At 39.0% G+C, this 13,532-nt stretch carries 12 protein-coding genes; 5 read left to right on the plus strand and 7 right to left on the minus strand.

The annotated features are described in order from the left end of the window. Positions 1-382: 382 nt before the first annotated feature. Together V8G61_RS00370 and V8G61_RS00375 are read left to right on the plus strand one after the other, a co-directional pair. Entirely contained in the window at positions 383-1,135 is a 753-nt protein-coding gene (locus V8G61_RS00370) for an SDR family NAD(P)-dependent oxidoreductase (RefSeq protein WP_394873422.1), read from the plus strand. Between the two features lie 27 nt (positions 1,136-1,162). Further along, positions 1,163-2,296, plus strand: coding sequence for an ATP-binding protein (locus tag V8G61_RS00375; protein ID WP_394873424.1), 1,134 nt, complete (start codon positions 1,163-1,165; stop codon positions 2,294-2,296). Positions 2,297-2,444: 148 nt separating this feature from the next. Here the strand turns inward: V8G61_RS00375 and V8G61_RS00380 are convergent, their stop codons facing one another. The 3 genes from V8G61_RS00380 to V8G61_RS00390 form a co-directional block, all read right to left on the minus strand. Continuing rightward, positions 2,445-3,635, minus strand: a complete 1,191-nt coding sequence (locus tag V8G61_RS00380) for a DUF1501 domain-containing protein (RefSeq protein WP_394873425.1) — start codon at positions 3,633-3,635, stop codon at positions 2,445-2,447. Between the two features lie 2 nt (positions 3,636-3,637). After that, positions 3,638-5,017 carry a DUF1800 family protein gene (locus V8G61_RS00385; RefSeq protein WP_394873426.1) on the minus strand — a complete coding sequence of 460 codons (1,380 nt, stop codon included), beginning with the start codon at positions 5,015-5,017 and terminating at the stop codon, positions 3,638-3,640. Positions 5,018-5,139: 122 nt separating this feature from the next. Beyond that, the gene (locus tag V8G61_RS00390; RefSeq protein WP_394873428.1) at positions 5,140-6,693 is read right to left on the minus strand and encodes an aldehyde dehydrogenase family protein; all 1,554 of its coding nucleotides are present in this window, start codon (positions 6,691-6,693) and stop codon (positions 5,140-5,142) included. Positions 6,694-6,812: 119 nt separating this feature from the next. On the opposite strand from V8G61_RS00390, the gene V8G61_RS00395 reads away from it, so the two are divergent. After that, positions 6,813-7,898, plus strand: a complete 1,086-nt coding sequence (locus tag V8G61_RS00395) for an isoaspartyl peptidase/L-asparaginase family protein (RefSeq protein WP_394873430.1) — start codon at positions 6,813-6,815, stop codon at positions 7,896-7,898. A 62-nt stretch (positions 7,899-7,960) separates the two neighbouring features. Beyond that, entirely contained in the window at positions 7,961-8,419 is a 459-nt protein-coding gene (locus V8G61_RS00400) for a hypothetical protein (RefSeq protein WP_394873431.1), read from the plus strand. Between the two features lie 14 nt (positions 8,420-8,433). Here V8G61_RS00400 and V8G61_RS00405 read toward each other — a convergent pair whose 3' ends face one another. From V8G61_RS00405 to V8G61_RS00420, 4 genes are all read right to left on the minus strand, one after another. Continuing rightward, complete coding sequence (locus tag V8G61_RS00405; RefSeq protein WP_394873432.1) at positions 8,434-10,257, minus strand: T9SS type B sorting domain-containing protein; 1,824 nt, start codon at positions 10,255-10,257, stop codon at positions 8,434-8,436. Between the two features lie 168 nt (positions 10,258-10,425). Next, the gene (locus V8G61_RS00410; protein ID WP_394873434.1) at positions 10,426-11,301 is read right to left on the minus strand and encodes an endonuclease/exonuclease/phosphatase family protein; all 876 of its coding nucleotides are present in this window, start codon (positions 11,299-11,301) and stop codon (positions 10,426-10,428) included. Further along, entirely contained in the window at positions 11,302-11,856 is a 555-nt protein-coding gene (locus V8G61_RS00415; RefSeq protein WP_394873435.1) for a YciI family protein, read from the minus strand. 4 nt (positions 11,857-11,860) lie between these two features. Next, on the minus strand, positions 11,861-12,352 hold the full coding sequence (locus V8G61_RS00420; RefSeq protein ID WP_394873436.1) for a CYTH domain-containing protein: 492 nt from the start codon (positions 12,350-12,352) through the stop codon (positions 11,861-11,863). Between the two features lie 63 nt (positions 12,353-12,415). On the opposite strand from V8G61_RS00420, the gene dinB reads away from it, so the two are divergent. Continuing rightward, entirely contained in the window at positions 12,416-13,513 is a 1,098-nt protein-coding gene (gene dinB, locus V8G61_RS00425; protein ID WP_394873437.1) for a DNA polymerase IV, read from the plus strand. The last annotated feature ends 19 nt before the right edge of the window (positions 13,514-13,532 follow it).

A 13,532-nucleotide genomic window follows, 5' to 3' on the forward strand; every position in this document is an offset into this window, starting at 1 on the left:
CAGACCGGTTTTAGATGTTTCGGTGAAAAAGAAATTAATTTATTGGTTTTTCGGATAAGGTTAGGTAGGTATCCGAAAACAATTTATGCTCAATAATACGATTTTTATCTGCTTTTAAGTATTTTTATACACCAAGTGCAAAAAAAAGGACATCAACTGCAAACCCTATCGATTAAAGGATTATAATAGCGACGAAAATCAGCTGAAGTATGTTTGAAATAAGGGAGTTACAGATTAATTTAAATGGCGTTATCTTTAACAAGATCGAACTGGACATCGTGTAATGATGAGAAGGTTTTGATTCAGGAAGATCTTTTCCAACAGCTCCTTTGTTTTGGTTTCCTTCAATTCAAAAGAAAATCAATTTAAATAATTTTTTAATATGAAAAAAACAGCGCTCATAACAGGAGCCACAAGCGGCATAGGAGAAGCAACCGCTTATGAATTTGCTAAACACAACATACGTTTAATTCTTTGCGGACGCCGCTTGGAGCGTTTAAAGACTTTGAAAACTGATCTGGAAAAACAAACCGAGGTTCATATTTCAAATTTTGATGTACGCGACAAGCAAGCCACTTTTGATGCTATTGCTAGTTTACCCGAAGCTTTTAAAACGATTGACATTTTAATAAATAATGCGGGGAATGCCCATGGCCTGGATCCTATTCATGAAGGTAATGTGGATGACTGGGATGCCATGATGGATATTAATGTGAAAGGCCTTTTGTACGTGAGCAAAGCGGTAATTCCAAAAATGACAGAACGTAAATCAGGACACATAATAAATATTGGATCATCAGCAGGGACAGAGGTCTACCCGAAAGGGAATGTATACTGTGCCAGTAAACATGCCGTTTTAGCAATAACTGAAGGTATGCGCATCGATCTGAATCCGTTTGGAATTCGTGTTGGTGCCATAAATCCCGGATTGGTGGAAACAGAATTTTCAAAGGTACGATTTAAAGGCGATGAAATCGCCGATACGGTTTATACCGGTTTTAAAGCCTTACAGGCTGAAGATGTTGCAGATGTCATCTATTTTGCCGTGTCCAGACCACCGCATGTGAATATTGCCGATGTTTTAATGTTCTGTACCGCTCAGGCGAATAGTGTTACCGTTAAAAAAGAGTCTTAATACTTTTAGGAAGTAACCCCATAAATTATGATTAATAAACGCTTACTTATAAAACATTTGTTAGCTCATAATGACGAGAATAGTTTTTATGACAAAAAACGAAAGATCGATATTAGTCATAAGGAAGGGAAGGCGAAGTTTTTAAAGCATATTTGTGCGCTTTCCAATAGTAATCCAAAAAACAATTCGTACATCGTAATTGGTGTCGAGGATGAAGATAATAGTATTGTTGGTGTTGATTTTTTTGATGATAGTAAGATCCAAAACCTCATTAATGCCTATCTCACCAATCCGCCTATCGTTCAGTACGAGAACATTCCATTTCCGCATTTGCCGGAAGCGAAGGTCGTGGGTCTTGTTACTATTCGGCCTATAGATAAATTAACGGCCTTACGAAAGAATATCTGGAAGTATTACGGGGGCTCCGTGTTTTTTCGGGATGGAAGTATGAGTATGCCTAAAGTATTCGATATTGAAATTAAAGATATCAACTCCGGAATTGTAGCTGCGATTGAAAATAATGCCCAAAATAACATTGAGCACACCCTTAATGGTGTTTTTGATTTTATGAAAAAGCGTCAGGATTTCAATGCCAGGTACAAGGTCTTCAAAGAATATTTTGTGGTGTGCTGGGCCGGATTGAAAAAAGAGGTTAAAGGAGAAGTTTTTTATTCACGCGTGGATATTGAATTGATCAACGAGCAAGTCCGATTATTTTTTTCCTCTTTGGATGAAGTGTCCATTACCCACGATAACGATAGTTTTAAGATCGTAGAATATGTGAATCTGGGTTTTCAGAATAGAGATAAATATTACAAATTGGAAGAAACCATCATTCAATTTGAAGATAATGCCCAATATCATATTGAAACAAAACTACTGTTTGAACCTCCACAATATGATAAAAAAGTGCTTCATCATGTGTATAATGCTAACAATGCCTTATTGCATAAACTAAAAAAAGGGCTGATTTTAACGGATCAGGAAAAGGGTGATCTCAGAAATTTACCTGTGACTTATCTCATTTGTTATTTCAATTTATTTCATGAGGCTATTGATAAGCTAAATGAAGCCAAACATTACCTTAAAAATTATAGCGAGGAGATGTATCACCTGTACCAGGAGGCCGCCAGAGTTCTTAGGAAAGTAAAATACAGTTGATAATTATTTGTTAACCTAAAATTAACCTTAATTTTTTTTTCAAATTCAAAAAATTAGTATTTTTGACATGCTATTAATCTTTTCTAGATATAAACCTTGTTTTTCGTTACTCTTGATGTGAAGACAAGGTTTTTTTCAATTTATATTACTAAATGAAATCTAGGGGCTCGAACGATTTAGCCAATACCTTCGAATCATTTACAGCCAACCATTTATTAAGTACCGTAGCGTAAATACGTCTGAAATCAATTTCAAACTTTAGGTCACCATTATCATCCAAATCCATTAGATCAGGACCAAGGTTAAACGCGCCTTGTTTTTTCAGTTGGTCTCCAATAATAAACACGTTGTTCGCGGTTCCGTGGTCTGTGCCATTACTGCTATTTTGTTTTACGCGGCGCCCGAACTCAGAAAATGTAAGAATCAAGGTGTCTTTAAAAGTATTATTTGCTTTTAAATCTTCTACAAAAACCGCCATACTTTCACCATAATTTTTAAGCAAACGCTGTTGGGTGTTTTTCTGATTTGCATGGGTATCAAAACCATTTAAGGCTGTATAATATACCCGAGTTTCTAAATGAGAATTGATGAACTGTGCCGTAGTACTCAATTGTTTGGCAAAAGCATTTTTAGGATATGCCGTGCTGGCCGAAACTGTTTTACTGGTTTCATGGATATATTTAGCGGATGACTGTGCCGCGATCATGGTTTTGTATAGATATCCCAAGTTGTGTTCGTTTAAATGCTGGTCATGCTGAAAGGCATTCAATTGTTTTAAATAAGGGTCTCGAGTTAAATTAAATAATGTTTTCGAATTTTGGGTTGCAATGCCATTTAGTGTCTCCCCTTTCATGGCTAAAGACAGATTATCATCGATCTCTATGGCATCGTAGGGATTATTCCCGTAAGCATCTAAAAATCGACCTATCCAGCCCGTTTGGGAATAGGTGTTGGCATCGGAAGCCGTTTGCCAAATATCCATAGATCTGAAATGCGATCGTACCGGATTGGGGTACCCCACATTGTTTATGATACATAGATGACCTTGATCGTATAAGTTTTTTATAGGGGTTAGGCCAGGATGTAATCCGATTTCGTCTGTGAGCCTTAAAACGTCTTGTTTGGGGATTCCTATTGTCGGTCGATTTTTATAATAGGCATCGTTTCGATAAGGAATAACCGTATTAAGTCCGTCATTTCCCCCGGAAAGTTGTACGATAACCAGCCGTTTATAACCTAGGGTGTTACGGGCCACATCTTCAAAAGCTCTTACAAAGCTGGGCACAAAAAACAGGCTACTTGCGAGCGACGATTGTTTTAAAAATTTTCTTCGATCCATAATTAACACATTTGATATTCAGGTAATGACATCAGTTGAATACTGTAAGCTTTCTTTGATATTTTTTCTAAGCGGTCTAAATATTTTTTGGTGTCCGGGCTCAGATTACCAGCTAAGATATAGTCATGCAGGTCATTCGTAGCCACACTGTCAAAATTTTTGGTAAAAGTCGACCAATCACTAGAAGTTTTTAGGCGTTTGCCAAAGTTTTTTCTATATATCTCTTTTTTTACGCTCATCATAGTGTCTTCTTCGCCCGTTTCAGCTTTTGAAATATAGGCATCATTTAGCAGCATGGAAGGTAATTTCAAACGAAGCGCGATGGTATTGCTGTCAATCCAGTTCCTGCCACCTTTCCAACCGGCTACATTAGGAGGATCCAATAAAATCTGACCTAATTGTCTTTGAAGGTTAATGAGTTGTCGTGGATTATCGAATTTAATCGGCACTAACTGTTTCATACCAACCAGAAATTCGATGGGAGATTTTATTTTAGTTCCTATATTACCTTTGTGATAAAACCAATCTGAAGAGAATACAAAATGCATCAGTTTGGCAATATTATAATCTTTATAAAATACATCAGCCATGGCATTCACATGACTGTCATTAATGCTATCGTTTACAAAGTATTTATAAATTTTTTTAGAAATGAATAAGGCGCATTGTTTTTTCTCCAGAATGATATCTACAATGTCTTCTCCTGAAAAATTTCCGGTTTTACCGAAAAAGGTTTTTAAACCATGATCATGTTGAAATTTCCGCAACACAAAATCACCTTTCAAATTATGGGCATACCCAGTAAATGCTCGGGCACTTTCTTTTATATCCTCTTCGGTATAATGTCCCTCTCCAAGCGTAAATAACTCCATGAGTTCGCGGGCGAAGTTCTCGTTGGGTTTTTGTTTTTTGTTTTGCTTGGTATTTAGGTATTTTGTCATGGCCGCTTCTTTAGAAATGGCATTCACAAAGGCTCTAAAATCTCCTAAGGCATGTTCTCGCAAGGTGTTATTGTAGTTCTGCATATACACTACATTATTGTCCTTGCACACGAAAATATTAGCCCAAAAAAGAGTCATTTTTTCTCTTAATATGGCTTCAGAGGTTCCTAGTCTGTTAATCCAGGCACCATTGAGCTCCATCAATTTCTTCCGGCTATAGGCTTGGATCTTTTTACGCTCTTCATCAGAAAGCATTCCTTGACTTTCTAATATGCTGTCAATGGCCGAAGTGTCAATTTGTAAGGCCCCGTAGGCTTCTGAGTTTTGGAAAAGCGCATTTACAACAGCCTTTCTAGACTTCTTTTTTAGAGCTTTTAAAGGTTTGGGTAAAATACCAAATCCGGCGCGCCAATATAAGTGTTGAATATGTTCTGGCTCCATAGGCGGTGATTAAATTGTATGGTATCTTAGACTTTGTTTATCAGAAATGGTTTAAAACAAAAGCATAAAAAAACCGCTTCATATATTGAAACGGTTCTAAAGTTCGAATTATTTTAATCGATTTACAAATCGAATTTGATCCCTTGTGCTAAAGGTAATTCGGAGGTATAATTGATCGTGTTGGTTTGACGGCGCATATATACTTTCCAGGCATCAGACCCAGATTCTCGTCCGCCTCCGGTTTCTTTTTCGCCACCAAAGGCACCACCAATTTCAGCACCGGAGGTTCCAATATTAACATTGGCAATACCGCAATCCGATCCGGTAACTGATAAAAAGCGCTCAGCTTCACGTAGGTTATTCGTCATAATTGCAGAAGACAAACCTTGTTTCACCCCATTCTGAATGGCAATGGCATTTTCAACATCACCGGAATATTTCAACAAGTATAAAACGGGAGCAAAAGTTTCGTGTTGAATGATCTCGAAATCAGGTTGGCCTTCAGCGATAGCCGGTTTTACGTAACACCCGCTTTCAAAACCTTCACCTTCAAGAACACCGCCTTCGACAACAAGTTGACCGCCTTCAGCGACCACACGTTTCAGGGCATCCTGATATAATTTCACAGCATCTTTGTCAATAAGTGGCCCAACATGGTTGTTTTCGTCCAGTGGATTTCCAATGCGTAATTGCTTGTATGCAGCTACAATGGCGTCTTTCACTTTATCATAGATGGATTCGTGAATGATCAAACGTCGTGTACTGGTACAGCGTTGTCCGGCGGTACCAACAGCGCCAAATACAGCACCGATAACAGTCATTTTAATATCAGCATCCGGTGTTACAATGATGGCATTATTTCCACCCAGTTCCAGTAAACTTTTACCTAAACGAGCAGCCACGGCTTGCGCTACGATTTTACCCATACGGATAGAACCGGTTGCAGAAACTAATGGCACAAGGCTATCGTGCGTCATCAGTTCGCCAACTTTATAATCACCATTTATTAAGCATGAGATGCCTTCGGGTAAATTATTTTCTGCAAAAACTTCGGCTGCAATATGTTGACAGGCAATACCGCATAAAGGTGTTTTTTCACTGGGCTTCCAGATACAAACATCGCCACAAACCCATGCCAGTGCTGTGTTCCATGCCCAAACAGCTACCGGAAAGTTGAATGCCGAAATAATACCCACGATGCCTAGGGGATGATATTGCTCGTACATGCGATGCCCCGGACGCTCACTATGCATGGTTAAACCATGAAGCTGACGTGATAATCCAACGGCAAAATCGCAGATATCGATCATTTCCTGAACTTCCCCCAGACCTTCCTGATAACTTTTACCCATTTCATAGGACACTAAAGTTCCAAGAGCTTCTTTCTTTTCGCGAAGTTTTTCATTAAACTGACGTACAATTTCGCCACGTTGCGGCGCAGGCATGGTACGCCAAGTTTTAAATGCTTCCTGTGCGGTTTCAACAACCTTTTCATAATCCGCTTTTGTTGTGCTTTTTATTTTGGCAATAAGCTCCCCGTCTACCGGAGAATAACTTGAAATCTGCTCACCGCTGGAGAAGTTATTCAAACCCGTTGAGGTACCATCGTTCACGGGGTTTATCCCCAGCGTTTCGAGTGCTTTATTTATACCAAAATCTGTTGCTACAGTATGCATATTTTATTGATTTATTGATTAAAAAGAATTTATTTGCGAATATACCAATTATAAGTCGTTTTTATGAATTTTTACTAATGATAAAATAGTTATCTTTAACCTCCTAACAACCTTTATTTATGAAATATTCAATTCTCCTTTCGATCTCATTTTTATGGCTCCTCAGCTGTAACAACCCTAAAGAAAAAGCAGCAGAAACTCCTGATGATTCTAGCACCACTGAAGCGTCTTCCGAAGCCATGACAAACACTTCGGAAACACCTCAGTTTTCCATTGTGATCCATGGTGGTGCCGGTACGATACTTAAGAAAAATATGACCCCCGAAAAAGAAGCCGCCTACCGTGAAAAACTAGAAGAAGCTATTCGTGTTGGATATAACATCCTAGAAAATGGGGGCAGTAGCTTGGATGCAGTGCAAAAAACCATCAATGTGATGGAAGATTCGCCATTATTTAATTCCGGAAAAGGAGCTGTATTCACCCATGAAGGTTATAACGAGCACGATGCTTCCATTATGGATGGGAAAACGCTGAATGCCGGGGCGTCTGCAGGAACACGCATTGTAAGAAACCCGATAAACCTGGCGCGGGCTGTTATGGAAGATTCACCACATGTGTTGCTTTCAGGTCGTGGTGCTGAGGAATTTGCCAAAGAAAAAGGTCTTACTATTGTAGACCCAAGTTATTTTTTCACGGATAGTCGCATGGAAACGCTAAAACGTGTTATTGAATCTGAAAATCAGAAAAATAAGGTTTCAGCTTTTTACGATGAAAATATTAGAGATTCCAAATATGGAACCGTGGGATGTGTCGCCCTCGATAAAAACGGAAATATAGCTGCTGGAACCTCTACGGGAGGAATGACTAACAAACGTTGGGGGCGCATTGGCGATTCCCCTATTATTGGTGCAGGGACTTATGCCAACAATAAAACTTGTGGTATTTCAAGCACAGGCTGGGGCGAGTATTTTATTCGCGGTGTGGTGGCTTACGATATTTCAGCACTTATGGAATACAAAGGCTTGACTTTAAAAGAGGCGACTCACGAGGTCATTCAAAATAAATTAACCCAATTGGGTGGCGACGGCGGTATTGTTGCTTTAGACCACCAAGGAAACGTATCGATGGAATTCAATACGCCAGGCATGTACCGTGCCTCCATGAATGCAAATGGCGATTTGTATATAGGTTTGTACAAGGATTAATTTTTTGAACTTTTCAGGAGCAACCATTTTAGGATTTGAGCGTCTGTAAAGAAAATGTACTTATGAAACATTGGCTATTCGCTCTGATTTTTATTTTTAGTATTTCCTGTGATGATCCCAAAGACGAGGAAATTGATTGTTCTTTATACGATCCTTTCCTGAGTAATTTAATCATAGAATTAGTGAATGATCAGGGCGAGAATCTGATTGCGAATAATACTTATTTAGCTGATGAAATTACTGTAAGTTTTAACGGATATATCTCTACAAATGTGGTTTTTAATAATGTTCCGGGCTTAGAGAATGTAATTACCATAAACCTTTTTGGTACGTCAGGAGACAATACATTCATGATCCATTTATCGGATACCGTTTCAGATACCTTGGTTTTAAATTTGAGCGTGGATATGTCAGTTTGTAATATCCCTCTTTATACTTTAAATCAGGCCACTTACAACGGAGAAATTCAAATGGTATCACAAAATGATAGTGGTAATTATAGGATAACCGTGGCTAAGTAGTATTTACAATGATTTTATCGTTTTAAAGTGAAATGCCCCTGAAAGGTCTGTCCTTCGATCGTGATCACATACCAATAATCATCTGCTGGCAAGCGTCTACCATTATACGTACCATTCCATTGAAACGGTTGATTATTGGAAAACTTTAGGAGTTTACCATAACGGTCATAGATGTTTACTTGTGAAGAATTGTAAAATTCAATTCCTGAAAGACTGAAGGTATCATGAACGCCATCGCCATTCGGGGTAAAATATCTTGGAATATAAAAGTGTAAATAAGTTTTAGCAATCAATTGGTCACAATCCGGGTGCTTTAAATAAATTGTGTACCTCCCGCCATCTTTATTTTCAAAGACATTATCCGATTGAAAAATATTTCCGTTAAGGGAATATAAAAAAGGGCCGGAATTAGCAGTTTCCACGACAATGTCATTCCCATCAGAGTAAATGTTTTCGATGATTGGATTATCAATTTGGTTAACCGTAACGGTCTTCACACTAGAGCAATTTTGGCTAAAGGCTTCAACAGTATATACACCGGGAGTAAAAACCTGAATTTGCTTGGTGTGCTCTCCGGTGCTCCATAAATAAGACGTGACTATACTGGCGTTTTGAACATTAGCCTCAATAGTTAAAGCCGTGTTTTCACAAAATATCAGGGATTCGTCACTCATTATTGGTTTTGGATAATAGCCCATTCTTATAGCCGTTCGGGATTGCGAAACACAACCTGGATTTATAGTTTGAGCTTCTGCATAATAGGTTCCGCTTTGAGGCGGTTTATAGGTACGGCTATTGGCTTGGAGTAAATTTCCACCACTAGCTTGGTCGAACCAGTTTACAGTAACATCACTAGGTGTAGTTACGGAAAGCGGTGTGGGGTCGTCCTCGCAAATATTTAGGTCTCCATCACTTACAGGTGGACTGGGAAAGTTTATAATACGTAAAACATAAGCATCGGAAAAAGAATTACACAGACTGTTATTTAAATTTACAGGATCCTCGGCCACCTTTACGCGATAATAGGTTGTAGTGGTTACTAGAGATGCATTAAAGGTGTCGTTGGTTTCTCCTAGAATATCGGTCCAGGTCATGCCATCATTACTTTGTTGCCATTGGTAATAATGGTTGGTAAATATGCTATAATCGGGGATGGCTGTAAGTTGTTTTGAATAAGGTGCCTGATCCTCACAGATGGCAATCTCGGTTCCTACCATGTCATCTTCAACGATGATACTGTCGCCGCAGGATTTAAAAACAATATCATCCAGTGCCAGATCATTACCACAGCCACCGGGACCATTATTTCGCATTCTTAAAATAACCTCAGTTTGACCCGGTAAGGTTTGAAATACCAGAGCGTATTGCTGCCAGTTTGGTGTTGAACTGCCTAGAATATCACCGGTACTGCCAGAGGCCAATAGTGTAGTATCAGTTTTATCCCATATCTCAAATTTTACATTTATAGGAATTCCTTGACCGCCACAACCACTGGTTGGTAACAGATTGATCATCCATGAAGAAAATTCGTAGCTTGTGTTTTCGCATAAACCGCTAATTGTAGTTTTATAAAATTCACCGGCTGTAAAATCGGCATTGACAATTAAACTTTTTCCATTAGTATCATTGGGTGTATGATCCAGGATGTCGTGCCACCCGAAGAAATCAGTATTACTGGCCACGGTGTAGAAACCGTCATTTGGACTTGTAGGGTTGTAGGTATAGCTGGTCGTTCCGGCCGGTAAAGCATTGGGCGTGGTTCCCGTACCGAAATTCTCTTCAAAAATCGGGTCACCGGAATTTCCTGTACAAAATCCTAATTGTGCCTGTGCGGCCATAGCGTAGAAACAGCTGAGAAAAAGCAATATAATTCGGAGGTACTTTGTAATGATTTTCTGGGTTTTAGATGTCAGCAAAACAGACTAATTTCTTAGCGATATTAAGGAAAAGTTTTTTAAACATGTACAATCTTCTAAAAAATTGGGATGAAATGTAAAAATATAAAGTTAATTGGTTTTAACATAGGCCCTTATCATGGTATGATCGCTTTTATTTGTTTTAATTTTTTGAGCTCTGTAGATGCTGATATCTTTTGAGGCCCAAATGTGATCCAGAGATAATAACGGAAGGTTCCAAAACCAGGTTTCACGAAAGCCATTTCCTTTTTTAGTCAGCGCATCATAGAAATTCGATTTAATATCTTTAAATAATATAGATTCATAAGGTAAATTAAAATCGCCCATGAGTATGGTTCGATGAACTTCTTCAATTTGAGAATTTAAAAAGGCAAGTTCCCAAGCTCGAGGCACATCAGTGCTCCCCTGGAGGTCTATAGCGTAAAAATTGATATCATCCATTTGAAATTGTACTACTTCAGAATGGAATTTGGAGACTTCTTCTTTTAGAATTCTAATGGGTTTTTTTGAAAATATTTCCAAGCCACCTGCTGTCTGGTAGAAATTATATTTTGGATATTTTGCAGCTAAACTATCAAAGTTATTTCCTTTGGTTTCACAGAGTATCATCAGATCCGGCAGATCGCCGTTAAGTTGGAATGCCGATTGGAAACCATTGTCGCGAGAAGCATTCCAAAAAACAATTTCTAAATTATTTGTCTTTGGGACTTCTGTTAGGTTGATATTTAAACTTCTTCCCAACCAAATTAAAGTTAAGATTCCGGCTAAGATAAGGTTGTATTTCCGGTACTTCCCCAGTAGGATGGAAAGTACTACAACGATTACAATAATCAGTGGTAAAGGCAAAATATAAAACCATAAGGAGGTCTTAAACGAACTGTCTTTAATTAAAAAATGAATGCTTAACAATGCGAGGATCACCAGCACATTTATTAATCTGTAGAGGATTTTAAGGATTTTGAACATCTAGCGCAGCGAATAGCCTTTGGCCGCCCACCAGGGGTGAATTTCTATTTCTAATCGGCCGGCTTTTACCATCGGGTCGGCATTGGCTAAACTATCAGCCATTTTTTTTGTGGGGACATTGTAAATGGTAACACCCCGAATAGCGCCATCATCGCCAAAAGGGCCGGAGATGTCGGCATAACCAAGATCGTACATCTTTTTCAGATGTGCCAGATGTGCCTTTTGAAGGTCTTCTGCCTCTTCTTCGTTCTGGCCGCGAATAGGACCAACTTTTAAAAAAGCGATAAAATACTGTTGCATCAGGATGGTGTCTTTGGTCTCCGGATCTTCATAATCGAAGGTCTTGTAGCCCCTTGCGTCTAGTTCGGCCTTAAGGGCTTTTATACTTTTTTCCTTCGGAACTTCGACTTCGGAAGATAACGTGTCTTTTAAATTAACTTCTGTTGACAAGGCGTCTGAAGGCGGGGTTTCCTGTATGTTGTCAGTAGATTTTGAATCGCTTTTACACGACAGCAATACAGCTGATAAACTGCAAATGATGATTAGTTTTTTCATGAATCTAGGTCTTAGTCTGTGTTGTTGAATTCCATATAGTATACGGATTTTTACTTAATTCTGAGTTGTAATATTTTGGATTGCCAGTCACTTCCTCCCCCAACCAAGATGGTTTTTCAAAAGATTCATCCACGTGGTTCAATTCTATTTCAGCTAAAACAAGGCCTGCGTTGGCATTAAAAAATTCGTCGATCTCAAAAATATGATTTCCGAACTTTACCTCATAGCGCATTTTTTCGATGGGATTGGCTTCACAAAAGGTAATTAAAGCTTCGCCATCACTAAGCGGAATTTCTTTTTCCCATTCAAAACGTTGCAAACCATCTTCAGATGTTGGTCCTTTTACGGTTATAAAGGCACTTTTACCTTTGATTCGAATGCGCACCGTTCGGTCTTTGTAGCTGTTTAAATAGCCCTGCTGAATTTTTGTATATTGAAAGGCCTCTGTTTTGAAGGCTTCCGAGGTCACTAAAAATTTCCGCTCAATTTCGATCATAATTGATTTTCTTTTGGCTGGTTATGCGTCATAACAAAGCCAATTATTGTCTAAATTTACAGTATGTCTGCCGATTTACCAATAAGAAAAATTATTCATGTGGATATGGATGCGTTTTATGCCTCTGTAGAGCAAATGGATAACCCGGAACTAAAAGGGAAGCCTATTGCAGTTGGTGGCGGTGGAAAGCGTGGTGTGGTAAGTGCTGCGAGCTATGAAGCCCGGAAATTCGGAGTAAAAAGTGCGATGGCCGGAAATCTGGCAGCGCGCCTATGTCCCGAACTTATTTTCGTAAAACCCCGGTTTGAACGTTATGGCGAGATTTCAAAACAGATCCGGCGAATTTTTTTTGAATATACTGATCTGGTAGAGCCGCTTTCTCTGGACGAGGCTTACTTGGATGTTACCGAAAATAAAAAAGGGAATCCCAGTGCTTCATTGATTGCTCAAGAGATCCGGGAGCGTATTTTGAAAGAGGTGGGATTAACGGCTTCGGCTGGAATTTCGATCAATAAATTTATTGCTAAGGTAGCCAGCGATTATAATAAACCTAACGGACAGAAGACGGTAAACCCTGAAGAGGTTTTAGAGTTTTTGGAAGCCCTGGATATTCGGAAATTTTATGGTGTTGGAAAGGTAACAGCTGAAAAGATGTATCAGCTTGGAATTTTTACCGGAAAGGATCTGAAACAACGAACATTGGAATTTCTGGAGGATCACTTTGGAAAATCTGGAGCTTATTACTACGATGTGGTTCGTGGGATTCACACCAGCGAGGTAAAGCCTAACAGGATTAGAAAAAGTTTGGCTGCCGAGCGTACGTTTAGTGAAAACTTATCGAGTGAGGTGTTTATGTTGGAAAAACTCGAGCACATTGCTGAAGAAGTAGCGCGACGTTTGGCCAAAAGTAAGGTAAGCGGTAAAACGGTTACTTTAAAAATTAAGTATAGCGATTTTACCTTGCAGACGCGTAGCAAAACCCTTCCATATTTTATAAGTGAAAAAGCCTTGATCATGGAGACGGCGAAAAACCTTTTATATCAGGAGACTTTACAAAACTCGGTACGCTTATTAGGGATCTCCTTATCGAACTTGAATACGGAAGCCGAGAAAAAACCGGAGGCTAAAGCAGTAAGTGTTCAGCTGAAAATTGAATTCTGAAGCCGCGTTAGCGATTGGA

Source organism: Gaetbulibacter sp. M240, from assembly GCF_043876815.1.
GTDB lineage: Bacteria > Bacteroidota > Bacteroidia > Flavobacteriales > Flavobacteriaceae > Gaetbulibacter_A.